We start from the raw sequence: 24,868 nt of genomic DNA, 5'->3' as shown, positions 1-24,868 counted from the left end.
TGAGTGCGCCGGTATCAGCTGAGAGGCTGGACCAGAGCGACGTTTCCGGTTTGCAGGGTTCTTGTGCAACGTATGCCACATTTTTGCATGCCTAGGGAACTGCAGGAATGTATGTTTCGTCCCGGTGTGCGATCCGACTATTAAGGCTTCGCCTTCGCCGCCATGGAGATTCCCTTCAGGGCCCGGGCGGCGGGGCAACGCAACAGGAGAGTGGCCGGAAACAGCCACTCCGGATAAAACGGAGAACACGAGAGTGCCTACGATTAACCAGCTGGTCCGCAAGGGCCGCACGCCTAAGGTCTCAAAGACCAAGGCTCCCGCGCTTAAGGGCAGCCCCATGCGCCGCGGTGTCTGCACCCGCGTCTACACCACCACCCCGAAGAAGCCGAACTCGGCTCTGCGTAAGGTGGCACGTGTGCGCCTCAACGGCGGCGTGGAAGTTACCGCCTACATCCCCGGTGTTGGCCACAACCTGCAGGAGCACTCCATTGTGCTCGTTCGCGGTGGTCGTGTGAAGGACCTCCCGGGTGTCCGCTACAAGATCGTCCGTGGCGCCCTCGATACCCAGGGTGTGAAGAACCGTAAGCAGGCCCGCAGCCGCTACGGCGCAAAGATGGAGAAGAAGTAATATGCCTCGCAAGGGTCCGGCCCCCAAGCGGCCGCTCGTTTCGGATCCGGTATACGGTTCCCCGCTGGTAACCCAGCTCATCAACAAGGTGCTCGTTGACGGCAAGAAGTCCACGGCAGAGCGCATTGTCTACGGTGCACTCGAAGGCGCACGCGCCAAGTCCGGCGGCGACCCCGTTGCAGCCCTGAAGAAGGCCATGGACAACGTCAAGCCTTCCCTCGAGGTCCGCTCCCGCCGTGTCGGTGGCGCCACCTACCAGGTTCCGGTTGAGGTCAAGCCGGGCCGTTCCACCGCACTCGCACTGCGTTGGCTGGTTGGCTACTCCAAGGCCCGCCGTGAAAAGACGATGACCGAACGCCTCCAGAACGAAATCCTGGATGCGTCCAACGGTCTCGGTGCCGCTGTGAAGCGTCGCGAAGACACCCACAAGATGGCCGAGTCCAACAAGGCCTTCGCACACTACCGCTGGTAATACTCCCCGGCCGCCGCCGGCTCAACCGAGCCGGCGGCGAACGTGTAGTCCATCCCAAAAGGAGACCCCGTGGCACAGGACGTGCTTACCGACCTTAGCAAGGTCCGCAACATCGGCATCATGGCCCACATTGATGCCGGCAAGACCACCACAACCGAGCGCATCCTGTTCTACACGGGTGTGAACCACAAGATCGGCGAAACGCACGACGGCGCTTCGACCACTGACTGGATGGAACAGGAAAAGGAACGCGGCATCACCATCACGTCTGCCGCCGTGACCTGCTTCTGGGAAAACAACCAGATCAACATCATCGACACCCCCGGCCACGTCGACTTCACGGTTGAGGTTGAGCGCTCCCTGCGCGTCCTCGACGGTGCAGTTGCCGTCTTCGACGGCAAGGAAGGCGTTGAGCCGCAGTCCGAGACCGTATGGCGCCAGGCTGACAAGTACAACGTGCCGCGTATCTGCTTCGTCAACAAGATGGACAAGCTCGGTGCTGACTTCTACTTCACCGTAGACACCATCATCAGCCGCCTCGGTGCCAAGCCGCTGGTCATGCAGCTGCCCATCGGTGCCGAGAACGACTTCATCGGCGTCGTCGACCTGCTCTACATGCGTGCCCTGGTTTGGCCGGGCGACGCCAAGGGCGACGTGACCATGGGTGCCAAGTACGAAATCCAGGAGATCCCCGCGGACCTCCAGGAGAAGGCCGAAGAGTACCGGGCGAACCTCGTTGAGACCGTCGCCGAGTCCTCCGAGGAACTCATGGAGAAGTACCTGGAAGGCGAAGAGCTCACCATCGACGAGCTCAAGGCCGGCATCCGCAAGATGACCATCAACTCCGAGCTGTACCCGGTGTTCTGTGGCTCCGCCTTCAAGAACCGCGGCGTCCAGCCCATGCTCGATGCAGTTGTGGACTACCTGCCGAACCCGCTCGACGTTCCCCCGATGATCGGTCACGATCCCAAGGACGAAGAGAAGGAACTGACGCGCAAGCCTTCCGCCGACGAGCCGTTCTCTGCTCTGGCGTTCAAGATTGCCGCGCACCCGTTCTTCGGCCAGCTGACCTTCATCCGCGTGTACTCCGGTCACGTGGAATCCGGTGCCCAGGTGGTCAACTCCACCAAGGGCAAGAAGGAGCGCATCGGCAAGCTGTTCCAGATGCACGCCAACAAGGAAATGCCGGTTGACGCCGCTACCGCTGGCCACATCTACGCAGCCATCGGCCTGAAGGACACCACCACGGGCGACACCCTGTGCGACTCCAACAACCAGATCGTCCTGGAATCCATGAGCTTCCCCGAGCCCGTGATCTCCGTGGCCATCGAGCCGAACACCAAGGGTGACCAGGAGAAGCTCTCCACGGCCATCCAGAAGCTCTCCGCTGAGGACCCCACCTTCCAGGTGTCCCTCAACGAAGACACCGGCCAGACCATCATCGCCGGCATGGGCGAGCTCCACCTGGACATCCTGGTGGACCGCATGCGCCGCGAATTCAAGGTCGAGGCCAACGTGGGCAAGCCGCAGGTTGCTTACCGCGAAACCATCAAGCGCGCAGTCGAGAAGCACGACTACACGCACAAGAAGCAGACCGGTGGTTCGGGCCAGTTCGCAAAGGTCCAGATTGCCATCGAGCCGCTGGACACCGCCGAGGGCGAGCTGTACGAGTTCGAGAACAAGGTCACCGGTGGCCGCGTTCCGCGCGAATACATCCCGTCTGTTGACGCGGGCATCCAGGACGCGCTGAACGACGGCGTCCTGGCCGGTTACCCGGTTGTCGGCATCAAGGCCACGCTGCTTGACGGCGCGTACCACGATGTTGACTCCTCGGAAATGGCGTTCAAGATCGCCGGCCGCATGGCTTTCAAGGAAGCCGCGCGCAAGGCGAACCCTGTCCTGCTTGAACCGCTGATGGATGTAGAGGTCCGCACCCCTGAGGAATACATGGGTGACGTTATCGGTGACCTCAACTCCCGCCGTGGCCAGATGCAGTCCATGGAAGATGCCGCCGGTGTCAAGGTTGTCCGTGCGCACGTGCCGCTGTCCGGCATGTTCGGTTACATCGGTGACCTGCGCTCCAAGACCCAGGGCCGCGCTGTGTACTCCATGACGTTCAACAGCTACGCCGAGGTCCCGAAGGCTGTTGCCGACGAGATCATCCAGAAGTCCCGCGGCGAGTAGTCCTTTCCGGACTTTCAAAGCGAACACCCCGGGTACGGCGGCCACCAAGGTCAACGAATCCGGTGCAGGAGGCCGGCCGGTCCAGGCCGGCCCCCTGCACGAACAGGCTCAGGGGACTAGTATTAGTTCCTGAATCTGCGATTTCACCAATCCAAAGCCCCCCAAGTAGACTTGCCTGAGTTCTACCGCGACAAGCGCGGCTGGAGGGCAAGCTATTTGTAAACGTTCTAGGAGGAACCTGTGGCAAAGGCAAAGTTCGAGCGGACTAAGCCGCACGTCAACATCGGCACCATTGGTCACGTTGACCACGGTAAGACGACGCTGACGGCCGCCATTTCCAAGGTGCTGTACGACAAGTACCCGGATCTCAACGAGAAGCGTGACTTCGCGTCGATCGACTCTGCACCCGAAGAGCGTCAGCGCGGTATTACCATCAACATCTCCCACGTGGAGTACCAGACCGAGAAGCGTCACTACGCACACGTTGACGCCCCCGGCCACGCTGACTACATCAAGAACATGATCACCGGTGCCGCTCAGATGGACGGCGCAATCCTCGTGGTTGCCGCTACCGACGGCCCGATGGCTCAGACCCGCGAGCACGTTCTGCTCGCCCGCCAGGTTGGTGTTCCCTACCTGCTGGTCGCGCTGAACAAGGCTGACATGGTCGATGACGAGGAACTCCTCGACCTCGTCGAAATGGAAGTTCGTGAGCTCCTGAGCTCGCAGGGCTTCGATGGCGACAACGCTCCGGTGGTCCGCGTTTCCGGCCTGAAGGCCCTGGAAGGCGACCCCGAGTGGGTCAAGTCCGTTGAGGACCTGATGGCTGCTGTCGACGAGTCCGTTCCGGACCCCGTACGTGACCGCGACAAGCCGTTCCTGATGCCGATCGAAGATGTCTTCACCATCACCGGTCGTGGCACCGTTGTTACGGGCCGCGCCGAGCGTGGAACCCTCGCCATCAACTCCGAGGTCGAGATCGTCGGCATCCGCCCGGTCCAGAAGACCACGGTTACCGGTATCGAGATGTTCCACAAGCAGCTCGACGAAGCATGGGCCGGCGAGAACTGTGGCCTGCTGCTCCGCGGTCTGAAGCGCGACGATGTCGAGCGTGGCCAGGTTGTCGTCAAGCCGGGTTCCATCACCCCGCACACCGACTTCGAGGCCAACGTCTACATCCTCTCCAAGGACGAAGGCGGACGTCACAACCCGTTCTACTCCAACTACCGCCCGCAGTTCTACTTCCGTACCACGGACGTAACCGGCGTTATCACCCTGCCCGAGGGCACGGAAATGGTTATGCCTGGCGACAACACTGAGATGACCGTTGCGCTCATCCAGCCCATCGCTATGGAAGAGGGCCTCGGCTTCGCAATCCGCGAAGGCGGCCGCACCGTTGGTTCGGGACGCGTTACCAAGATCATCAAGTAGTAACTTACTGATCTCTTAAGACGGCCCCGCTGCTTCACGCAGCGGGGCCGTTCTTTCGTTAAAGCGGCCCCTGATACTGTTGCAGCACTGAGAGGAGATCATCATGGGATGGCTTATTTTCCTGATCATCGCGGTTGTTGTGGTGGGCGGGGTTTTCTGGGTCAGAAGGAACTTCCGGCACGAGATCGACCGGGCCAAGCGGATCAACAGGGCTAACAAAAACCAGTAGCAGCGAGTCCGCCGAGTGCTTTGCCGGTAGCCCTTATAACTACTTTTCGGTACACCTAAACTCGCGGTATCCTCGTCTTAGTGACGCCGCAATGACGAGGACGTGTAATGGCTTTATCGACTATGACGGCGCGAACCGCCACCCCCGGGTTCTGGTCCCGCCTCCTGCTGCTGGGGCCTGCCTTCGTGGCAGCCATTGCATATGTGGACCCCGGAAACGTGGCAGCCAACCTGACAGCCGGTGCCAGCTTTGGGTACCTGCTGGTCTGGGTCCTCGTGGCCGCCAATGCGATGGCCGTCCTCATCCAGTACCAGTCCGCCAAGCTTGGGCTCGCTACCGGAATGAGCCTGCCGGAAATCCTGGGGCAGCGGCTGGGAACCCGCCGACGGCGAGCCTACTGGGTCCAGGCTGAGGTCGTTGCGGGGGCCACGGATCTGGCCGAGGTCATCGGTGGGGCCGTGGCGCTCAACCTGCTGTTCGGCCTGCCACTGCTTGCCGGCGGGGTCATCATTGGCCTGGCCTCCATGCTGCTGCTGGCCCTGCAGTCGCGGCGGAGCCAGAAGTCCTTCGAGTTTGCAATCCTCACCCTTCTTGGCGTGATCGCCGTGGGATTCGTCTCGGGCCTGTTCGTCGCTCCGCCGGACGCGGGCGGGGCCTTGGCCGGGCTGGTGCCCCGCTTCGAGGGCACCGATACAGTCCTGCTCGCCGCCAGCATGCTCGGGGCCACCGTCATGCCGCACGCAATCTACCTGCACTCAGCCCTTGCCCGCGACCGCCATGGCTTCTCGAAGGATCCTGCCACCAGGACGCAATTAATCCGGACCACCCGCGTGGACGTTGCCGGCGCCCTGGTGCTTGCCGGCGTCGTAAATATCGCCATGCTGCTCCTGGCCGCCACCAGCCTCCGGGGAGTGGAAGGCACTGACACCATTGCCGGTGCCCACGCGGCCGTCACGTCTGCACTCGGTCCGGTCATCGGCGTCGTCTTCGCTGTAGGCCTGCTGGCCTCGGGGCTCGCATCCACCTCCGTGGGGTGTTACGCAGGTGCCACCATCATGGGCGGCCTGCTGAAGATGAGGATTCCGCTGCTGGTCCGCCGGACCGTGACCCTGATCCCTGCGTTGCTGGTCCTGGGCGCGGGCATCGAACCCACGGTGGCTCTGGTCCTCAGCCAGGTCCTCCTGAGCTTCGGCATCCCGTTCGCGCTGATTCCGCTGATCCGGCTGACCGGAAGCCGCAAGGTGATGGGCATCCATGTCGATTCCAGGCCCCTCCGCATCGCCGGCTGGACCAGTGCAACCCTGATCGTGGGACTGAACTGCGTGCTGATCTTCCTGACCGTCACCGGACACGCCTGACCCGCAAGGCCGGCCGGGCTAGTCTCCCCGGCCGCCCCTTGCATGGGACAGCGCCTGGTACCAGTAAAAGGACCTTTTCGGCGTCCGCTGCAGCGTCTCAAAGTCCACGTGCACCAGGCCAAAACGCTGCGAATAGCCGGCGGCCCACTCAAAGTTGTCCATGAGCGTCCACACGAAATAGCCGCGCAGGTCCACGCCCTCCGCTATGCCGCCGGGGGCCGTGGCCTCCAGCGCCGCCCCCAGGTGTCCCGCCAGGTACTCCACCCGGTCGCTATCCTCGAGCGTCCCCGACACTCGGTCAGGTTCCGGGAAACTGGCGCCGCCCTCGGTGATGTACACCGGCGGCAGGGCCTGCCCGTACCGGTCCCGCATTTCCTGCAGCAGGATGCCCAGGTGTTCCGGCGCCACAGGCCAGCCGAAGCCCGTGCTGCCGTACTCCGGGTATCCCACCTCGTGGAAGGGCAGCTTGGCGAGCTCCTGGTGCATGTCCGCAGGCAGGGGTGTAATGCCAGGTCCCAAGGCCACCTTGACCGGGAAGTAGTAGTTGAGTCCGTAAAAATCCAGGGGCTGGTGGATGGTTTTGAGGTCCGCGTCGGAGATCCTGCCGATGGAACGCAGCCAGGGTTTCGCATACAACGGCAGCGACGGGTACCGGCCCAGCAGCACCGGGTCCGCGTAGATCCTGTTCATCAGCAGGTCGTAGAGGTGCGCCACCAGGCGGTCCCCGATCTTCCGGCTGGCGGGCCTGACGGGGGAGTGCAGGTTGGTCAGTCCGATGCCGCCTGCCACTCCCGCTGCCCGCAGGGCCTGTACCCCCAACCCATGCGCCAGGAGCTGGTGGTGGATGGCGGGAAGGGCATCGAAAAGAAGCCGGCGGCCGGGCGCATGCACGCCCAGCGCGTAGCCATTCAGGGTGACCGAGACCGGTTCGTTAAGCGTGACCCACTGGGCCACCCGGTCCCCGAACCGCTCACCGGCGGCCCTGGCATAGTCGCCGAACCGTTCGGCGGTGTCCCGGTTCAGCCAGCCGCCGCGGTGTTCCAGAGGCAAGGGGGTGTCCCAGTGGTAGAGCGTTGCCATGGGGGAGACGCCGGCTTCGAGCAGTTGGTCGATCAGGCGGTCGTAGAAGTCCAGGCCTTCGGCATTGAAGCCGCCCCGGCCGTCAGGTTGGATGCGCGGCCAGGACAGTGAGAACCGATAGGAATCGACGCCCAGTTCCTTCAACAGCGCCACGTCCTCGGGAAGCCTGTTGTAGTGGTCGCACGCAACTGCGGGGGAGTGCCCGTCCAGGATGGCCCCAGGCTTCTCCGCAAAGGCATCCCATCCGGACGGTCCGCGACCTCCGGCCTTGAGTGCGCCTTCAATTTGGAACGCCGCTGCCGCGACGCCAAGGATGAACGACGGCGGCACGCGCCCGGCCAGTTCCGTCACCGATTCGGTGCTTTCCAGGGTCATGCCCCTATCATCCAGCCGGTTCCTGCCCGCTGCAATGGTTCTGACCGGCGCCGATTCAGGGCCGATTCGCATCTGCCGCGTATTTCCGGCATACTAGATGAGTTGTTCAAGCGCTTCTTCGCGTCCCGATCCGGATAATGCCGGGTGCAGGGTCCAAGTGGAAGACCAAACATAACCCACCCCAATGGAATTTGCGGATTTGTATGCGTGTTCAGCGCGACACGCCCGACCGCGGGGGTCGGTTGCGCCGGCAGGTTGAGGAACCCGGATTTATCCGGATTCAGCTTGTGCGGCGGATGGTGGTTACGACCTCAAATGCTTCGGCAGCCATACAACGAGTAAGTGAACAGGGCAGCCCTAAACCGGGGAAGCACAGACTGAAAGAGAGTCAGGCGACATGGCGGGACAAAAAATCCGCATCCGGCTGAAGTCATACGACCACGAGGTCATTGACGTTTCAGCACGGAAGATCGTTGAGACGGTCACGCGCGCAGGCGCAACGGTAGTTGGCCCCGTGCCGCTGCCCACGGAGAAGAACGTGTACTGCGTTATCCGCTCTCCGCACAAGTACAAGGACAGCCGCGAGCACTTTGAAATGCGCACGCACAAGCGTCTTATCGACATCATCGATCCCACGCCGAAGGCTGTTGACTCGCTCATGCGTCTCGACCTGCCGGCTGACGTGAACATCGAAATCAAGCTGTAGGGAGGTGCTGAGAAACTATGACCGCAACCCGTAACGTAAAGGGCCTGCTGGGCACGAAGCTCGGCATGACCCAGGTCTGGGACGAGAACAACAAGCTCATCCCCGTCACTGTGGTCCAGGCAGACTCGAACGTCATCACCCAGCTGCGCAATGCAGAAGTTGATGGCTACGTCGCCGTTCAGATCGGCTACGGCCAGATCGATCCCCGCAAGGTCACCAAGCCGCTGGCTGGTCACTTTGAAAAGGCAGGCGTCACGCCTCGCCGCCACGTCGTCGAACTCCGTACCGCAGATGCTGCCGAGTACGAGCTGGGCCAGGAGCTCTCCGTAGAGCTCTTCGAGGCCGGCCAGAAGATCGACGTCGTCGGGACCACCAAGGGTAAGGGCTTCGCCGGTGTTATGAAGCGTCACGGCTTCCACGGCGTTGGAGCTTCCCACGGTGCCCACAAGAACCACCGTAAGCCCGGTTCAATCGGTGGCGCATCCACCCCGAGCCGCGTCTTCAAGGGCATGAGAATGGCCGGCCGCATGGGCGCCGTTCGTCACACCACGCTGAACCTCACCGTTCACGCGGTTGACGTCGAGAAGTCGCTGCTCCTGATCAAGGGTGCCGTTCCCGGTGCCCGCGGCCAGGTCGTCTTCGTACGTACCGCCGTGAAGGGAGCCTAGTTCAATGGCTAACACTGTCCAGGTTGACCTGCCTGCAGAGATCTTCGACGTTCAGACCAACGTGCCGCTGCTGCACCAGGTTGTCGTTGCCCAGCTCGCTGCTGCCCGCCAGGGAACCCACAAGACCAAGACCCGCGCTGAAGTTTCCGGTGCAGGACGCAAGCCGTTCAAGCAGAAGGGTACCGGCCGCGCCCGTCAGGGTTCCGTCCGTGCTCCGCACATGACCGGCGGTGGCATTGTCCACGGTCCCACCCCGCGTGACTACAGCCAGCGCACCCCCAAGAAGATGATTGCTGCTGCACTGCGCGGCGCACTGTCTGACCGGGCCCGCAATGGTCGCATCCACGTTGTCTCCGAGCTGGTTGCAGGAGACAAGCCGTCTTCCAAGACTGCCCTGGCAACGCTTCGCGGCGTTTCCGACCGCAAGAACCTGCTGGTCGTCATCGAGCGCGATAACGATGTTGCGGCACTGTCCGTGCGCAACCTCGCCGGCGTTCACGTTCTGTACGCAGACCAGCTGAACACCTACGACGTTCTCGTCTCTGATGACGTTGTCTTCACCAAGGCTGCCTACGACGCATTCGTTGCCGCTAAGGCAGCAAAGAACGAGGAGGATGCCAAGTGAGTGCAGCCACCATCAAGGATCCCCGCGACGTCGTGCTTGCACCCGTCGTGTCGGAAAAAAGCTACGGCCTGATCGACGAGGGCAAGTACACCTTCCTGGTGGACCCCCGTTCGAACAAGACCGAGATCAAGCTGGCGGTGGAGAAGATCTTCTCCGTCAAGGTCGAATCGATCAACACCATCAACCGTGCCGGTAAGCGCAAGCGCACCAAATTCGGATGGGGTACCCGCAAGAACACCAAGCGTGCGATTGTCACCCTCAAAGAAGGCACCATCGACATCTTCGGCGGTCCGCTCGCGTAGCGGAGACCACTTTAACGAGGAAATAAATTATGGGAATCCGTAAATACAAGCCGACTACCCCGGGCCGTCGTGGCTCGAGCGTAGCGGACTTTATCGAAATCACGCGGTCGACGCCGGAAAAGTCGTTGGTACGTCCGCTGCCCAAGAAGGGCGGCCGTAACAACACCGGTAAGATCACCACGCGTCACAAGGGTGGTGGACACAAGCGCCAGTACCGTCTGATCGACTTCCGTCGCCACGACAAGGACGGCGTGAACGCCCGCGTTGCCGAAATCGAGTACGATCCGAACCGCACGGCTCGCATCGCCCTCCTGCACTACGTTGATGGCACCAAGCGTTACATCATCGCTCCCAACAAGCTCTCCCAGGGTGACGTTGTTGAGGCAGGTGCCGGTGCTGACATCAAGCCCGGTAACAACCTGCCGCTGCTCAACATCCCGGTGGGTACCGTCATCCACGCAGTTGAACTGCGTCCGGGCGGCGGCGCCAAGATGGGCCGCTCCGCCGGTGCATCCATCCAGCTTGTTGCCAAGGAAGGCCGCTTCGCCCAGCTGCGTCTGCCCTCCGGTGAAATCCGCAACGTCGACGTGCGCTGCCGCGCAACCGTCGGCGAAGTTGGCAACGCCGAGCAGTCGAACATCAACTGGGGCAAGGCCGGCCGTATGCGGTGGAAGGGCGTCCGCCCGACCGTCCGTGGTGTCGCCATGAACCCGGTTGACCACCCGCACGGTGGTGGTGAAGGTAAGACTTCCGGTGGTCGTAACCCCGTGAACCCGAACGGTAAGCGTGAAGGCCGCACCCGCCGCCCCAACAAAGAGAGCGACAAGCTTATTGTGCGTCGCCGTCGTACTGGCAAGAACAAGCGATAGGAGCCTGGACACATGCCACGCAGCCTGAAAAAAGGTCCTTTCGTTGACCAGCACCTCTTTGTGAAGGTAGCCAGGGAAAACGAAAAGGGCACCAAGAACGTCATCAAGACCTGGTCCCGCCGTTCGATGATCATCCCCGACATGCTCGGACACACGATCGCCGTACACGACGGACGCAAGCACATCCCGGTGTTTGTCACTGAGTCGATGGTCGGGCACAAGCTCGGCGAATTCGCTCCCACGCGGACATTCCGCGGCCATGTCAAGGACGACCGTAAGGGCAAGCGCCGCTAGGCGCCTGCGTTTACGTCAAAGACGAGAGAAGGAAAGCAATGGAAGCCAAGGCAATTGCGCGCCACATCCGCGTAACGCCTATGAAGGCCCGGCGCGTCGTCAACCTTGTTCGTGGATTGCAAGCGAATGAGGCTCTGGCAATTCTGAAGTTTGCCCCGCAGGCAGCTTCGGAGCCGGTATTCAAGGTAGTTCAGTCGGCAGTCGCCAACGCCCGGGTCCTCGCGGACCGCGATGGTGTGGCGTTTGACGAAGGCGACCTCATCATCAGCGAAGCGTTTGTTGATGAAGGCCCGACCATGAAGCGGTTCCAGCCGCGTGCCCAGGGTCGTGCATTTCAGATCAAGAAGCGCACCAGCCACATCACCGTGGTAGTCGCTACCCCGGAGAAAGAGGAGGCTCGCTAAGTGGGACAGAAAGTAAACCCGCACGGGTTCCGACTCGGCATCACCACCGATCACGTATCGCACTGGTTCGCTGACAGCACCAAGGCCGGCCAGCGGTACAAGGACTTCGTTCGCGAAGACATCCGCATCCGCCAGCTCATGTCCACGGGCATGGAGCGCGCCGGTATCGCCAAGGTCGAAATCGAGCGCACCCGTGACCGCGTCCGCGTGGACATCCACACGGCCCGTCCCGGCATCGTCATCGGCCGCCGTGGAGCAGAAGCAGACCGCATCCGCGGCGAGCTCGAAAAGCTCACCGGCAAGCAGGTCCAGCTGAACATCCTCGAGGTCAAGAACCCCGAGATGGAAGCCCAGCTTGTGGCCCAGGGCGTTGCAGAGCAGCTGACTTCCCGCGTGGCTTTCCGCCGTGCGATGAAGAAGGCCATGCAGTCCGCACAGCGTGCAGGTGCCAAGGGCATCCGTATCGCCTGCTCGGGCCGCCTGGGTGGCGCTGAAATGTCCCGCTCGGAGTTCTACCGCGAAGGCCGTGTGCCCCTGCACACCCTCCGCGCGAACATCGACTACGGCTTCTACGAAGCCAAGACCACCTTCGGCCGCATCGGTGTGAAGGTCTGGATCTACAAGGGTGACGTCACCGCGAAGGAACTGGCTGCACAGGCTGCTGCCGCTCCGTCCCGCGGTGGACGTGGCGACCGTCCCGGCCGCCCGGGTGGCGCTGACCGCGGTGACCGCCGCCGTCGCAACGACCGCCCGGCCGCTGACGCAGCTCCTGCTGCCGAAGCACCGGCAGTTGAAGCAGCACCTGCTGCTGCAGAAGGAGGACAGGCTTAAATGCTTATCCCACGTCGAGTAAAGCACCGTAAGCAGCACCACCCGGGTCGTTCCGGCGCTGCTACGGGCGGCACCCAGGTCTCCTTCGGTGAGTACGGCATCCAGGCCCTGAGCCCGGCATACGTCACCAACCGTCAGATCGAGTCCGCTCGTATCGCCATGACCCGCCACATCAAGCGTGGCGGTAAGGTCTGGATCAACATCTACCCGGACCGTCCGCTGACCAAGAAGCCTGCCGAAACCCGCATGGGTTCCGGTAAGGGTTCGCCGGAATGGTGGGTCGCCAACGTCAAGCCGGGCCGGGTTCTGTTCGAACTCTCCGGTGTCAATGAAGAGGTAGCTCGCGAGGCCCTGCGCCTGGCAATCCACAAGCTGCCGTTGAAGGCACGCATTGTGCGTCGCGAGGGTGGTGAATAGAAATGGCAGTAGGATCCAAGGATCTGGCTCCCGCACAGCTGGACGGTTTCGACAACGAGCGTCTCGTTGAAGAACTCCGCAAGGCCAAGGAAGAGCTGTTCAACCTGCGTTTCCAGTCCGCCACCGGACAGCTGGAGAACCACGGTCGCCTGCGCGCGGTAAAGAAGGACATCGCACGCATCTACACCGTTCTCCGCGAACGCGAGCTGGGCATTCGTGCCGAGGTTGCCGCACCGGTTGTGGAAGCCAAGGAAGAGAAGAAGTCCAAGAAGGCTTCAACCAAGAAGGCCGACAAGGCTGAAAAGGCTGAGACCGAGGAGGACGCCAAGTGAGTGAAAAGGACCAGAACGTGACCGAAACTGCTACCGAAGCCAAGGCTGGGCAGCGCGGTTACCGCAAGACCCGTCGCGGCTACGTGGTCTCCGACAAGATGGAAAAGACCATCGTTGTCGAGGTTGAAGACCGCGTGAAGCACGCACTGTACGGCAAGGTCATCCGCCGCACCTCCAAGGTCAAGGCACACGACGAAGAGAACACCGCCGGCATCGGCGACCTCGTTGTCATCGCCGAGACCCGTCCGCTGTCCGCCACCAAGAACTGGCGGCTCGTGGAAATCCTCGAGAAGGCCAAGTAGCACCTGCTGCTTAGCTGAGGCCCCTGCTCCTTACGGAGTGGGGGCCTCCTCGTTTTAACACGAGCGTCAGGCCAGGCGCCTTTTCGCCTTAGCGGACGACGGCGTGACCTGGTTTGGCGCGGGAGTGGCACCCAGGGTGCGCCGAAAGGCTGTCCTGCGTGACGCCGTCGTACGCCCCGCCAACGCCCGCTCACTTTTGGCCGCTTTTCCTGCAACGCCCGCTCACTTTTTGGGCGCTTTTCCTGCAACGCCCGCTCACTCTCTTCAAGCAAGTGAGCGGGGGTTGTGTTGGGACGTGCCAAAGGTGAGCGGGGGTTGTGGTGGGACATGCCAAAGGTGAGCGGGGGTTGTGGTGGGACATGCCAAAGGTGAGCGGGGGCCGGCTTCGCGGGGGAGTGGCACCCCCGGGGGCGCCGAAAGGCTGCCCTGCGTGACGCCGTCGTACGTTGTTCCTGCTTGCGGCAGCAGGGACAGCGGTGATATGGGAACCGGCGGAAAACGTGCTAGGATATTGAGTTTGTATGGCGCCTTTCGCGCGCCATCATCAACCTCGTAAACAAGCGTGCCACAGCATAGTGCCCCTGTGCGCCCGGGATTCGTCCCGGACCGGGTGGGAGCAACTGCTTCTGGCACGGGCGTTTAGGCCTGGTCTGGCAAAATCCAGGCAGGTCAAGAGACACCCCGATCAACCGTTCCGCAAGGCTCATTCCGTAGCAAGATCACGGCCTGAGAACCGGCGCGACGCAAGGAGTAAATAGTGATTCAGCAGGAGTCGCGACTGAAGGTCGCCGACAACACGGGTGCTAAGGAAATCCTTACCATTCGCGTTCTCGGTGGATCCGGCCGTCGCTACGCAGGCATCGGTGACGTCATTGTCGCCACCGTCAAGGACGCAATCCCTGGCGGCAACGTAAAGAAGGGCGATGTGGTCAAGGCCGTCATCGTCCGTACCAAGAAGGAACGCCGCCGTGCGGATGGTTCCTACATCAAGTTTGACGAGAACGCAGCTGTGATCCTGAAGAACGACGGTGACCCCCGCGGTACCCGTATCTTCGGACCGGTTGGTCGTGAACTGCGTGACAAGAAGTTCATGAAGATCGTTTCTCTGGCTCCGGAGGTGCTCTAGTCCATGGCTGCAAAGATCAAGAAGGGTGACCTGGTTCAGGTCATCACTGGCGCCAAGGCTGAGCGCGGCGGCGACCGCGGCAAGCAGGGCAAGGTTCTGCGCGTATTCACCGACACCAACCGCGTGCTGGTTGAGGGCGTCAACCGCGTCACCAAGCACACCCGTGTTGGACAGTCGCAGCGCGGCACCAAGACCGGCGGCATCGAGGTTGTAGAGGCCCCGATCCACATTTCCAACGTGGCCCTGGTTGACCCGTCGACCAAGAAGCCGACCCGCGTGGGCTTCCGCCTCGACACTGTGGAGAAGAACGGTGTCAAGAAGACCGTCCGCATCCGCGTGTCCAAGAGCTCCGGGAAGGACATCTAATGACTGAGACTCTCGAGACTCCGGCAACGAAGATCGTTCCTCGTCTGAAGACCAAGTACGCCGAAACCATCAAGGGCCAGCTCCAGGATGAGTTCAAGTACCAGAACGTGAACCAGGTACCCCGCCTGGTGAAGGTTGTTGTGAACATGGGTGTTGGAGATGCCGCCAAGGACTCCAAGCTGATCGACGGCGCTGTCCGCGACCTCACCCAGATCACCGGCCAGAAGCCGCAGGTTACCAAGGCCCGCAAGTCGATCGCACAGTTCAAGCTGCGTGAAGGCATGCCCATCGGTGCACACGCAACCCTGCGTGGCGACCGCATGTGGGAATTCGTGGACCGCCTGGTCAGCCTGGCGCTGCCCCGTATCCGCGACTTCCGCGGCCTCAGCGGCAAGCAGTTCGATGGCAATGGCAACTACACCTTCGGTCTGACCGAGCAGGTTATGTTCCACGAAATCGACCAGGACAAGATCGACCGCGTCCGCGGTATGGACATCACGGTTGTGACCACCGCCAAGACCGACGACGAAGGCCGCGCGCTGCTCAAGGCGCTTGGTTTCCCGTTCAAAACCGAAGCTTAATTAACTACGTAAAAGGTCCGGCCGCTGCGCCCCGCAAGGGACGGAACGGCGGAAACCGTTACGAGGAAGGGCATGAGCCCACATGACAATGACAGATCCTGTCGCAGATATGCTTACGCGCCTGCGTAACGCAAACTCGGCATACCACGACTCCGTGTCTATGCCTTACAGCAAGCTCAAGGCACGCGTTGCCGACATCCTCAAGGCCGAAGGTTTCATCGCCGGCTGGAAGGAAGAGGACGCTGAGGTTGGCAAGAAGCTGACCCTCGAACTCAAGTTCGGTCCGAACCGCGAGCGTTCCATCGCCGGTGTTCGCCGCATCTCCAAGCCGGGTCTCCGCGTTTACGCGAAGTCCACCAACCTGCCTCACGTGCTGGGTGGCCTGGGTATCGCAATCCTGTCCACCTCTTCCGGCCTCCTGACTGACAAGCAGGCCGGCAAGAAGGGCGTGGGCGGCGAAGTCCTCGCGTACGTCTGGTAACGGGAAAGGAAGAGAATAATGTCACGTATTGGACGTCTCCCCATCACCGTTCCTGCCGGCGTTGAGGTCAAGGTTGACGGCTCTGTCGTCAGCGTCAAGGGTTCCAAGGGAGAGCTGACCCACACTGTGGCCAGCCCCATTGAGGTTGCCCTGGACGAGAACACCCTGACCGTCACCCGCCCGAACGACGAGCGCGCCTCCCGTTCACTCCACGGCCTGACCCGCACCCTGATCGCCAACATGATCCAGGGCGTCACCGCAGGCTACGAGAAGAAGCTTGAAATCGTCGGTACCGGTTACCGCGTTCAGGCCAAGGGATCTGACCTTGAGTTCGCTCTTGGCTACAGCCACCCGGTCAGCGTTTCGGCTCCGGCCGGCATCACCTTTGCAGTAGAGGGACCGACCAAGCTCTCTGTCTCAGGTATCAACAAGCAGCAGGTCGGCGAGGTTGCTGCCAACATTCGCAAGCTGCGGAAGCCGGACCCCTACAAGGGCAAGGGCATCCGTTACGCCGGCGAAGTCATCCGCCGCAAGGTCGGAAAGGCTGGTAAGTAACCATGGCCATCTCCATTAACAAGAAGCGTACGAACAAGAGCAAGGCTGCTGGTCGCAGCCGCCGCCAGCTTCGTATCCGCAAGCGCATTTCCGGTACGGCTGCCCGCCCCCGCCTGGTGGTCAACCGCTCCGCACGCCACGTATTTGTCCAGGTTGTCGATGACACCATTGGCCAGACCGTAGCAAGCGCGTCCACTCTGGAAGCTGACCTTCGTGCATTCGACGGTGACAAGACTGCCAAGGCCAAGCGCGTCGGCGAACTCGTTGCCGAACGTGCCAAGGCTGCCGGCGTCGAGGCTGTTGTCTTCGACCGTGGTGGTAACAAGTACCACGGCCGGATTGCCGCCGTCGCTGACGGTGCACGCGAAGGTGGGCTGTCACTGTGACCGAAGCAAACAAGGAAAAGGACACTGTGTCTGCAGATCAGAAGGCCCCCGAAGCCGCAGCTGCTGAGACCACTGCCCCCGCTGCCGACGACCGCCGTGGTGGCGCCCGTCGTGGCGAGCGTGGAGACCGTGGCCAGGGCCGCGGCGACCGCGGTGGCCGTGGTGGCCGCGACGGTGGCCGCGAAGCCGAAAAGAACCAGTTCGTAGAGCGCGTTGTCACCATCAACCGCGTTTCCAAGGTCGTCAAGGGTGGTCGTCGCTTCAGCTTCACCGCACTGGTCGTCGTTGGTGACGGTAACGGCATGGTCGGCGTGGGCTACGGCAAGGCCAAGGAAGTTCCCGCTGCTATCGCCAAGGGCGTTGAAGAGGCCAAGAAGTCCTTCTTCCGCGTTCCGCGCGTTGGCAACACCATCCCGCACCGCGTTCAGGGTGAAGCCGCCGCCGGCGTCGTCATGCTGCGTCCGGCTTCCGCCGGTACCGGTGTTATCGCCGGTGGTCCGGTCCGTGCAGTTCTGGAGTGCGTGGGCATCCACGACATCCTCTCCAAGTCGCTCGGTTCCTCCAACGCCATCAACATCGTTCACGCGACCGTTGATGCCCTGAAGCGCCTCGAAGAGCCGGCAGCAGTGGCAGCACGCCGCGGCCTGCCGCTGGACGAGGTAGCTCCCCAGGCACTGGTGAAGGCCCTTCTGGCTCCGAAGGCAGGTGTTTAGTCATGGCTAAGAACCTGGTCCCTTCCGACGCCCAGTTGGAAATCACTCAGATCAAGTCCGCCATTGGCGGCAAGCAGAACCAGCGCGACACCCTGCGGTCCCTCGGCCTGAAGCGGATCGGACACACCGTTGTCCGTACCGCCGACGCCGTGACCGTTGGAATGCTCAACACGGTTCCGCACCTGGTAAAGGTAGAGGAGGCGAAGTAAATGGCAGAGAACACTGCTGATAAGGCACAGGCTGCTGAGAAGCAGAACGCCCTGAAGGTTCACCACCTGCGTCCCGCCCCGGGTGCCAAGACCGCCAAGACCCGTGTTGGTCGTGGTGAGGCATCCAAGGGTAAGACCGCCGGCCGCGGTACCAAGGGTACGGCTGCCCGCTACCAGGTGAAGGCTGGCTTTGCCGGCGGCCAGCTGCCGCTGCACATGCGCCTGCCCAAGCTGCGTGGCTTCAAGAACCCGTTCCGGGTTGAGTTCCAGGTTGTAAACCTGGACAAGCTCAACGAGCTGTTCCCGGAAGGTGGCGCAGTCACCGTGGAGAACCTGGTCGAAAAGGGTGCCGTTCGCAAGAACCAGCCCGTCAAGGTGCTTGGCACCGGCGACATCAACGTCAAGGTTGACGTCACCGTCCACGCATTCTCGGCCAGCGCCGCTGAAAAGATCGCTGCAGCAGGCGGAAGCACCACCGCCCTGTAAGGGACGGCGCCAGCTGTTGAACTCCCGGTATCCGTGGGCTTTGGCCCCGGATGCCGGGAGTTTTTCATATCCGCCGGGCGAAATTTTCCGGCCATCCGGCGCATGCGCGCTGCCGCGGATTGTTCGCAGGGCGCATCCAACCGTTAGACTCGGTTGTCGGGATTTATCAAATTCCGCCACCCCACCCTTATTGACACCACAGGAGGACGCTTGCTTAGCGCATTTGGCCGGGCCTTTCGTACGCCTGATCTGCGACGCAAGTTGTTGTTCACGCTGGCAATCATCACTATCTTCCGCTTGGGTGCCTTCATCCCCTCGCCAGGTGTGAACTACCAGAATGTCCAGCAATGCTTGCAGAGCGGTAAGACCGCCGGCGGGTTGTACCAGCTCGTTAACCTCTTCAGCGGCGGCGCGTTGCTCCAGGTGTCCATCTTCGCCCTGGGCATCATGCCTTACATCACGGCGAGCATCATCGTGCAGCTGCTCCGGGTGGTCATTCCCCGGTTCCAGCAACTCTATGAAGAGGGCGCCTCGGGCCAGTCCAAGCTGACCCAGTACACCCGCTACCTCACCATCGCCCTTGGCCTGCTCAACGCCACCACCCTGGTGTCCCTGGCCCGCTCCGGGCAGTTGCTGCCCGGCTGCCAGCTGCCGGTGATCCCGGACTCCAGCATCATCACCACCATCCTGATCATCATCACGCTGACGGCCGGTACCGGCCTGATCATGTGGATGGGCGAGCTCGTCACGGAGAAGGGCGTGGGCAACGGCATGTCGCTGCTCATCTTCACCTCCATCGCTGCGCAGTTCCCCACCTCGCTGGGCGCCATCTGGACCTCCCAGGGTCCGGGGACCTTCTTCATCGTCCTCGCCGTGGGCCTGCTCACCGTTGCCCTGGTGGTCTTCGTGGAACAGTCGCAGCGCCGGATTCCCGTGCAGTACGCCAAACGCATGATCGGGCGCCGCACCGTGGGCGGCACCAGCACCTACATTCCCATCAAGGTGAACATGGCCGGCGTCATTCCGGTGATCTTCGCTTCCTCCATGCTCTACATTCCAGGGTTGATCGCACAGTTCAACCAGCCCCGGAACGGCGAGCCCATCCAGCCGTGGGTTGAGTGGATCAACAACAACCTGACCCGTGGCGACCACCCGATCTATATGGCGGTTTACTTCGTCCTGATCGTGTTCTTCACCTACTTCTACGTCGCGATTACCTTCAACCCTGAAGAAGTCTCCGACAACATGAAGAAGTACGGCGGCTTCATTCCAGGTATCCGCGCCGGCAGGCCGACCGCTGATTACCTGCAGTACGTGCTCTCACGGATCACCCTGCCCGGCGCCCTTTACCTGGGCTTCGTGGCACTGATTCCGCTGGTGGCACTGGTACTGATCAACGCAAACCAGAACTTCCCGTTCGGTGGCACCTCGATCCTGATCATGGTGGGCGTTGGTTTGGAGACCGTAAAGCAGATTGATGCGCAGCTACAACAACGTCACTACGAAGGGCTTTTGCGATGACGAGAATGCTGATTATTGGACCTCCCGGTTCCGGAAAAGGAACGCAGGCGGAGCGGATCTCAGAACGCCTCGGCGTTGTGGCCATCTCCACCGGTGACATCTTCCGGGCCAACGTGAAGGGTGAAACCCCGCTTGGCCTCGAGGCTAAGAAGTTCATGGACAACGGTGACTTTGTTCCGGACAGCGTGACCAACAAGATGGTCCGTGACCGCCTTGGCGAGTCCGACGTGAACAACGGATTCCTCCTGGACGGCTACCCGCGTACCACCGCGCAGGTGGATTACCTTGACGAGATCCTCGCCGACGGCGACGAGAAGCTCGACGTGGTCCTCCAGCTGACCGCCGACGACGAGGAACTGGTGCACCGCCTCCTGGGCCGGGCCAAGGAAACGGGCCGGAGCGACGACAACGAAGCCGTCATCCGCCACCGCCTGGACCTGTACCACGAGCAGACCGAAGCCGTGGTGTCGAAGTACGCCGAGCGCGGCATCCTCACTCAGGTCGACGGGATCGGTCCCATCGACGAAGTCACCAACCGCGTGATGCAGGCCATTAAGGCAGCACAGGCAGCCTGACCAAAGGCGGCCCCGGTTCTATCGAGGCTCCTCCCGGCATCCGGGAGGAGCCTCAGCCATTTGAAAGGAAACACCATGGCCTTCGGCCAGCCCCGCATCGAATTCAAGAACAACGCCCAGATGCGCACCATGCACGAGGCAGGCCTGGTCCTCAGCCGTGCACTGGACGCCGCCGTTGCCGCCGCGGTGCCGGGGGTCACCACCAAGCACCTTGATGACGTCTTCTCCGCTGTCCTCAATGAGGCAGGCGCGAAGTCAAACTTCCTGGGCTACCACGGTTTCCCGGCCACCATCTGCACCTCCGTGAATGAGGAAGTGGTGCACGGCATTCCCGGCAGCCGGGTCCTGCAGGACGGGGACATCATCTCCATTGACGGCGGGGCGATCGTCAACGGCTGGCACTCGGACTCCGCGCGCACGGTGATCGTGGGTACCGCGGACCCGGAGGACCAGCGGCTCTCCGACATCACGCACGCCGCAATGTGGCGCGGCATCGCCGCGCTGGCCACTGGCTCGCACGTGGGCGATATCGGCGCGGCGATCGATGACTTCGTTTCGTCCGTGCCCGGCAAGCCGCTGGGCATCCTGGAGGATTACGTGGGCCACGGCATCGGTTCCGAGATGCACATGGCTCCGGATGTCTTGAACTACCGCACCAACCACCGCGGCCCCAAGATCAAGCCGGGCCTTTGCCTCGCCATCGAGCCCATGCTGGTCCGCGGCGGCATCGAAACCGCTGTCCTGGAGGATGACTGGACCGTGGTGACCACGGACGGCAAGCGCTCCTGCCAGTGGGAGCATTCCGTGGCGGTGCACGAGAAGGGCATCTGGGTGCTTTCAGCGCCCGACGGCGGCGCGGAGCACCTGGCGCCCCTCGGCGTCACCCCGGTGCCGATCCCGTAAGGGAGGCGCGCGTTCGCCGGCGACACGGAAAAGCCCTGGCGACTCCTGAATACAGGGGTCGCCAGGGCTTTTCCGTGTCGAACTGGTTGCGAAGACTCCGCTACGACTTCAGCTTCGGCTTCACGTCGCGGTCGTAGATGCTCTGCAGGGTGTTCTTCAGGTCCGTCATGGTGGACTTCACGTCGCCCTGCTGGGTGAGGATCTTCGCGGCTGCCTTTGCCATCTCCTGGTCGGCTCCGGGCAGGAACACACGGGCGTTGTCCTGGACCTTGGTGACCGCGAGCTGGTCCACTGCAGTCTTGATCTGCGGTGTCTTGGCCAGGACAGCGCTCATGTCCGCCGACTTCCGGGTGGGCATGTAGCCGGTGGCGGCAGAGAACTCGACGGTGCTCTCCGGCTGGGTAACGAAATCGAGGAACATCCCGGCGGCGAGCTGTTCCTCCTTGCTGATTCCGCTGGGGATGCCCAGGCCTGCGCCACCCGTTGGGCAGACGTTGGTGGTGGCCTTGGGGCCGCCGGGCAGGAAGCCGACCCCCACGTTGAACTTGGCCGACTTCAGGATCCCCAGCAGCGAGCCGGTGGAGGCGATGGTGGCGGAAGTCAGGCCGGCCGAGAAGTCGTCCGCGGCTTCCTTGGAGGAAACGCCCGCCCACTTGTCCTTGTAGATCGAATCCTGGGCCCACTGCAGGGCGGCCACTGACTCGGCGGAATCACAGGTGATGTCCCATTCCTTGGACCAGCCGCCGCCCCAGCCCCACAGCATGTTCTGCAGCGTCCAGCCCGCGTAGCCGGCCAGGGCGGGGTAGATGTAGGCGTACTGGGCGCCGGAAGCGGCCTTCAGTTTCGGTGCCCACTGGCCGAATTCGTCCCAGGTCTTGGGTGCGCGGTCCGGAAGACCGGCAGCGGCAAAGTGGTCCTTGTTGTAGTAGAACAGCGGGGTTGAGCGGCCGTAGGGGAGCGCCCACTGCTTGCCGTCGTACTTGTAGTCGTTGACCAGCGACTGCTGGAAATCGTCCATCTTCATGTTCAGCTGCTTGGTGAGGCTGTCCACAGGGATGATGCTGCCATTGGTGTAGTAACGGAACCACCAGACGTCAGAGAGGACCACCACGCCCGGAAGGCCCGACTTGGCCGCCTGCGCTGTCTGGAACTTCTGCGCGATTTCCTCGTAGTTGGCGCCGGCTGTCACCAGGTTGACGGTGATGCCGGGGTTCTTGGCCTGGAATTTCTCGATCAGGCTCTTCTCAACATCCTGCGACTGGCCGGGGTGGCTGGACCAGAAGTCGATTTTGGCCGCCGGCTTCACACCGTTGAAGTCGATGTCGGCCGCCTGGGAGGTGGCCTGGCCGCCGCCGGTGGTTGAGGGTCCGCCGCACGCGGCCAGGGCAGCGGCAGAGGCGGTTACCCCTGCAAGGCCCAGAAAATGCCTCCGGTCCAGATGCAGTGTCATGACAGTTCCTTTCGGTTGTTGCCTTTGAGAATGTGAAAGTCGAAGGTTGGAAAGTACGACGGCGGCCGACAGCTCAACCGGTCACGCTCCCTTGGGTGAGGCCCGCCACGATGTAGCGCTGCAGGGCGGCGAAGATGATCAGGATGGGGACGATGACCAGGACCGCGCCGGCCATGAGGACGCCCCAGCCGGCGGCGTTGCTCTCGTTGTTCTGCAGCAGTGTCAGCCCCACGGGAAGTGTCATGGTTTCGGGTCGGTCTGTGATGATGAGCGGCCAGATGTAGTCATTCCACTCGGTCACGATCGTCACCAGCGCCACGGTGGCGATGGACGGCACCGAGACCGGGACCACGATCTGCCACAGACGGCGCCAGTGGCCCGCGCCGTCCATCTCGGCCGACTCGAGGATGGAGTTGGGCAGGGTGCGGAAGTGCTGGCGCAGCAGGAATGTGCCGAATGCAGTGCCCAAACCGGGAAGGATGATGCCCCACAGTGTGTTCTTGCCGCCCATCCCGGCGATCAGGATGAAGTTGGGCAGGATGGACACCTGCGGCGGCACCATGAGGGCCACCAGGATCAGCAGGAAGATGAAGTTCCGGAAGGGAAAACGGACAAAGACCAGGGCGTACGCCGTCAGGATCGCCAGGATCACCTTGATGGTGGCCCCGGCCAGGGTGACGATGGTGCTGTTCAGGAAGAACTGTCCAAAGGGAACCGTGGTCATGGCCGTCCGGTAGTTCTCCAGGTTGAGGCTCTCCGGCAGGATCCTCAGGTCCGTGGTGACGATTTCGCCGGACTGCTTAAAGGAGCTCAGCACCATCCACAGCAGTGGCAGGAAGACCACCAAGGTGGCGATGAGCAGGGGCAGGTACCCGCCTACCACCGTCTGGATCAGGTTGCGGCGCGAGAACGGGCGGTCGCGGCGGAGGTCCTGGGTGGGCCCGGGAACGGCAGGAGCGGCGGGATCCGGGTTGACCGGCGACAGGGAGGTCACGAGTAGTGCACCTTTCGTTCCACGAACCGCAGCTGGAGCACGGTGATGACCAGGAGGATGGCGAACAGCACCACGGAGATGGCCGCCGAGTAGCCGGCCCTGTTGTAGGCGCCGAACGCCTGGAGGTAGGCCTCGTAGATCAGCGTGCTGGTGCCGGTGCCCAGCGGGGTCATGATCCGGATGAGGTCGAAGGCCTGCAGCGAGCTGAGCATGGTGGTGATCAGGAGGAAGAACGTGGTGGGGGACAGCAGTGGCAGCGAGATGCTCATGAAGCGCCGGAATCCGTTGGCGCCGTCCAGGGAGGCGGCCTCCATGACTTCCTTGGGAAGGGACTGCAGCCCGGCCAGGTACACCACGGCGCAGTAGCCAAGGTTCTTCCAGACGTAGACCAGGATGACCATGACCAGCGAAAGCTGGGGATCATTGATCCACTGCGGGCTCTGCTGCCCGATGCCCCGCAGCAGCCAGGCCAGGACGCCGTAGCCGGGGTCGAAGATGAACAGCCACACCAGGCCCACGCCAACACCGGAGAGCACATAGGGGGCAAAGACGGCGGACCGGGCGAACGTGGTGCCGCGGACTTTGGCGTTGAGGGCCAGTGCGATCAGCAGGCCCAGCACCATGGACCCGCCAACCGTGACCAGGGTGAACACCGCCGTGGTGCCGAGGACCTTGGGCGCATCGTTGCTGTTGAAGAAGGTGACGTAGTTGGCAAGGCCCACCACGGTAGCGGTGGGGGAGCCCAAGGTCCAGTCCAGCGTGGAGTAGTACATGTTGCTGAACAGCGGACGGTAGGTGAAGACTGCGATCAGCACCAGGTTGGGCAACGCCATGGCAAGGAAAACGAAGAAGTCGCGGCGGCTCCTGGCGGTCCACCGCCTGCGGGGTATCTTGGCGGCACCGGCCGCGGGGTCAGCGGGCCTGGTGGAGGGCCGCGGGGAGAGTTGACGTGTCATGCGGATCTCTCACGGGTTTCGGAGCCAGCTTGTGGCCGGTCTCGCGGGTAAGGGGAATC

General features: G+C 62.4%; 33 protein-coding genes. 29 read left to right on the top strand and 4 right to left on the bottom strand.

Annotation, left to right across the window (positions count from 1 at the left end; genetic code table 11):
• Positions 1–253 precede the first annotated feature (253 nt).
• The 6 genes from rpsL to ACIGJD_RS14235 all read left to right on the top strand — a co-directional run bounded on the left by rpsL (position 254) and on the right by ACIGJD_RS14235 (position 6,302).
• Positions 254–628: a 30S ribosomal protein S12 gene (rpsL, locus tag ACIGJD_RS14260; RefSeq protein WP_009358312.1), complete on the top strand. Its 375-nt coding sequence runs from the start codon at positions 254–256 to the stop codon at positions 626–628.
• Between the two features lies 1 nt (position 629).
• Entirely contained in the window at positions 630–1,100 is a 471-nt protein-coding gene (rpsG, locus tag ACIGJD_RS14255; protein WP_003803829.1) for a 30S ribosomal protein S7, read from the top strand.
• 69 nt (positions 1,101–1,169) lie between these two features.
• The gene (gene fusA, locus ACIGJD_RS14250; RefSeq protein WP_483686724.1) at positions 1,170–3,284 is read left to right on the top strand and encodes an elongation factor G; all 2,115 of its coding nucleotides are present in this window, start codon (positions 1,170–1,172) and stop codon (positions 3,282–3,284) included.
• A gap of 240 nt (positions 3,285–3,524) precedes the next feature.
• On the top strand, positions 3,525–4,715 hold the full coding sequence (tuf, locus tag ACIGJD_RS14245) for an elongation factor Tu (protein WP_141159762.1): 1,191 nt from the start codon (positions 3,525–3,527) through the stop codon (positions 4,713–4,715).
• Positions 4,716–4,818: 103 nt separating this feature from the next.
• Positions 4,819–4,944 carry a hypothetical protein gene (locus ACIGJD_RS14240; protein ID WP_268815694.1) on the top strand — a complete coding sequence of 42 codons (126 nt, stop codon included), beginning with the start codon at positions 4,819–4,821 and terminating at the stop codon, positions 4,942–4,944.
• A gap of 107 nt (positions 4,945–5,051) precedes the next feature.
• Entirely contained in the window at positions 5,052–6,302 is a 1,251-nt protein-coding gene (locus tag ACIGJD_RS14235; protein ID WP_483686723.1) for an Nramp family divalent metal transporter, read from the top strand.
• Between the two features lie 18 nt (positions 6,303–6,320).
• On the opposite strand, the gene ACIGJD_RS14230 is transcribed toward ACIGJD_RS14235, so the two are convergent.
• On the bottom strand, positions 6,321–7,757 hold the full coding sequence (locus ACIGJD_RS14230) for a GH1 family beta-glucosidase (protein WP_483686722.1): 1,437 nt from the start codon (positions 7,755–7,757) through the stop codon (positions 6,321–6,323).
• A 397-nt stretch (positions 7,758–8,154) separates the two neighbouring features.
• Here ACIGJD_RS14230 and rpsJ point away from each other — a divergent pair, with 397 nt between their 5' ends.
• The 23 genes from rpsJ to map all read left to right on the top strand — a co-directional run bounded on the left by rpsJ (position 8,155) and on the right by map (position 21,409).
• Positions 8,155–8,463 (top strand): 30S ribosomal protein S10, encoded by a 309-nt coding sequence (gene rpsJ / locus ACIGJD_RS14225; RefSeq protein ID WP_003803825.1) that lies wholly within the window; start codon positions 8,155–8,157, stop codon positions 8,461–8,463.
• A gap of 17 nt (positions 8,464–8,480) precedes the next feature.
• Complete coding sequence (rplC, locus tag ACIGJD_RS14220) at positions 8,481–9,131, top strand: 50S ribosomal protein L3 (RefSeq protein WP_141159765.1); 651 nt, start codon at positions 8,481–8,483, stop codon at positions 9,129–9,131.
• A gap of 4 nt (positions 9,132–9,135) precedes the next feature.
• On the top strand, positions 9,136–9,756 hold the full coding sequence (rplD, locus tag ACIGJD_RS14215; RefSeq protein ID WP_141942676.1) for a 50S ribosomal protein L4: 621 nt from the start codon (positions 9,136–9,138) through the stop codon (positions 9,754–9,756).
• Entirely contained in the window at positions 9,753–10,058 is a 306-nt protein-coding gene (rplW, locus tag ACIGJD_RS14210) for a 50S ribosomal protein L23 (protein WP_011692807.1), read from the top strand. The genes rplD and rplW overlap by 4 nt, the downstream gene beginning before the upstream one ends.
• A 29-nt stretch (positions 10,059–10,087) precedes the next feature.
• Positions 10,088–10,927: a 50S ribosomal protein L2 gene (gene rplB, locus ACIGJD_RS14205; protein ID WP_026264302.1), complete on the top strand. Its 840-nt coding sequence runs from the start codon at positions 10,088–10,090 to the stop codon at positions 10,925–10,927.
• Between the two features lie 12 nt (positions 10,928–10,939).
• Positions 10,940–11,221: a 30S ribosomal protein S19 gene (gene rpsS, locus ACIGJD_RS14200; RefSeq protein ID WP_003803803.1), complete on the top strand. Its 282-nt coding sequence runs from the start codon at positions 10,940–10,942 to the stop codon at positions 11,219–11,221.
• A 38-nt stretch (positions 11,222–11,259) separates the two neighbouring features.
• A complete protein-coding gene (gene rplV / locus ACIGJD_RS14195; RefSeq protein ID WP_050054313.1) occupies positions 11,260–11,625 on the top strand; it encodes a 50S ribosomal protein L22 in 366 nt (121 codons plus the stop codon).
• On the top strand, positions 11,626–12,456 hold the full coding sequence (gene rpsC / locus ACIGJD_RS14190; RefSeq protein ID WP_142133088.1) for a 30S ribosomal protein S3: 831 nt from the start codon (positions 11,626–11,628) through the stop codon (positions 12,454–12,456). It begins immediately after the preceding gene.
• Positions 12,457–12,873, top strand: coding sequence for a 50S ribosomal protein L16 (rplP, locus tag ACIGJD_RS14185; RefSeq protein ID WP_043454603.1), 417 nt, complete (start codon positions 12,457–12,459; stop codon positions 12,871–12,873). It abuts the gene before it with no gap.
• A 2-nt stretch (positions 12,874–12,875) separates the two neighbouring features.
• Positions 12,876–13,205, top strand: a complete 330-nt coding sequence (gene rpmC, locus ACIGJD_RS14180; RefSeq protein WP_018769136.1) for a 50S ribosomal protein L29 — start codon at positions 12,876–12,878, stop codon at positions 13,203–13,205.
• Entirely contained in the window at positions 13,202–13,507 is a 306-nt protein-coding gene (gene rpsQ, locus ACIGJD_RS14175) for a 30S ribosomal protein S17 (protein WP_043454607.1), read from the top strand. The genes rpmC and rpsQ overlap by 4 nt, the downstream gene beginning before the upstream one ends.
• 757 nt (positions 13,508–14,264) lie before the next feature.
• Entirely contained in the window at positions 14,265–14,633 is a 369-nt protein-coding gene (gene rplN, locus ACIGJD_RS14170) for a 50S ribosomal protein L14 (RefSeq protein ID WP_003803789.1), read from the top strand.
• A gap of 3 nt (positions 14,634–14,636) precedes the next feature.
• On the top strand, positions 14,637–14,999 hold the full coding sequence (gene rplX, locus ACIGJD_RS14165) for a 50S ribosomal protein L24 (protein ID WP_110541324.1): 363 nt from the start codon (positions 14,637–14,639) through the stop codon (positions 14,997–14,999).
• Positions 14,999–15,580 (top strand): 50S ribosomal protein L5, encoded by a 582-nt coding sequence (gene rplE / locus ACIGJD_RS14160; RefSeq protein WP_142133089.1) that lies wholly within the window; start codon positions 14,999–15,001, stop codon positions 15,578–15,580. Before rplX ends, rplE begins: the two co-directional genes overlap by 1 nt.
• A gap of 82 nt (positions 15,581–15,662) precedes the next feature.
• The gene (gene rpsH / locus ACIGJD_RS14155; RefSeq protein WP_018769139.1) at positions 15,663–16,061 is read left to right on the top strand and encodes a 30S ribosomal protein S8; all 399 of its coding nucleotides are present in this window, start codon (positions 15,663–15,665) and stop codon (positions 16,059–16,061) included.
• An 18-nt stretch (positions 16,062–16,079) separates the two neighbouring features.
• A complete protein-coding gene (rplF, locus tag ACIGJD_RS14150; RefSeq protein ID WP_142133090.1) occupies positions 16,080–16,616 on the top strand; it encodes a 50S ribosomal protein L6 in 537 nt (178 codons plus the stop codon).
• Positions 16,617–16,618: 2 nt separating this feature from the next.
• Positions 16,619–17,002 carry a 50S ribosomal protein L18 gene (rplR, locus tag ACIGJD_RS14145; protein WP_141159771.1) on the top strand — a complete coding sequence of 128 codons (384 nt, stop codon included), beginning with the start codon at positions 16,619–16,621 and terminating at the stop codon, positions 17,000–17,002.
• On the top strand, positions 16,999–17,715 hold the full coding sequence (rpsE, locus tag ACIGJD_RS14140) for a 30S ribosomal protein S5 (protein ID WP_142133091.1): 717 nt from the start codon (positions 16,999–17,001) through the stop codon (positions 17,713–17,715). Before rplR ends, rpsE begins: the two co-directional genes overlap by 4 nt.
• A 2-nt stretch (positions 17,716–17,717) precedes the next feature.
• Positions 17,718–17,924, top strand: a complete 207-nt coding sequence (gene rpmD, locus ACIGJD_RS14135) for a 50S ribosomal protein L30 (RefSeq protein WP_009358731.1) — start codon at positions 17,718–17,720, stop codon at positions 17,922–17,924.
• A complete protein-coding gene (gene rplO / locus ACIGJD_RS14130) occupies positions 17,925–18,410 on the top strand; it encodes a 50S ribosomal protein L15 (RefSeq protein ID WP_483686721.1) in 486 nt (161 codons plus the stop codon).
• 210 nt (positions 18,411–18,620) lie between these two features.
• On the top strand, positions 18,621–19,931 hold the full coding sequence (gene secY, locus ACIGJD_RS14125) for a preprotein translocase subunit SecY (protein WP_142133092.1): 1,311 nt from the start codon (positions 18,621–18,623) through the stop codon (positions 19,929–19,931).
• A gap of 5 nt (positions 19,932–19,936) precedes the next feature.
• Positions 19,937–20,506, top strand: a complete 570-nt coding sequence (locus tag ACIGJD_RS14120) for an adenylate kinase (RefSeq protein ID WP_286398204.1) — start codon at positions 19,937–19,939, stop codon at positions 20,504–20,506.
• 75 nt (positions 20,507–20,581) lie between these two features.
• On the top strand, positions 20,582–21,409 hold the full coding sequence (map, locus tag ACIGJD_RS14115; protein WP_483686720.1) for a type I methionyl aminopeptidase: 828 nt from the start codon (positions 20,582–20,584) through the stop codon (positions 21,407–21,409).
• Positions 21,410–21,509: 100 nt separating this feature from the next.
• On the opposite strand, the gene ACIGJD_RS14110 is transcribed toward map, so the two are convergent.
• From ACIGJD_RS14110 to ACIGJD_RS14100, 3 genes are all read right to left on the bottom strand, one after another.
• Positions 21,510–22,859, bottom strand: a complete 1,350-nt coding sequence (locus tag ACIGJD_RS14110; RefSeq protein ID WP_483686719.1) for an ABC transporter substrate-binding protein — start codon at positions 22,857–22,859, stop codon at positions 21,510–21,512.
• Positions 22,860–22,932: 73 nt separating this feature from the next.
• Complete coding sequence (locus ACIGJD_RS14105) at positions 22,933–23,853, bottom strand: carbohydrate ABC transporter permease (protein WP_483686718.1); 921 nt, start codon at positions 23,851–23,853, stop codon at positions 22,933–22,935.
• Entirely contained in the window at positions 23,850–24,809 is a 960-nt protein-coding gene (locus ACIGJD_RS14100) for a carbohydrate ABC transporter permease (RefSeq protein ID WP_483686717.1), read from the bottom strand. Before ACIGJD_RS14100 ends, ACIGJD_RS14105 begins: the two co-directional genes overlap by 4 nt.
• Positions 24,810–24,868: the final 59 nt, after the last annotated feature.

The organism is Arthrobacter sp. E1SS-5 (assembly GCF_057073715.1).
The sequence above is the reverse complement of the archived record's forward strand: the minus strand, read 5'-3'. Positions and strand labels throughout refer to the sequence as shown.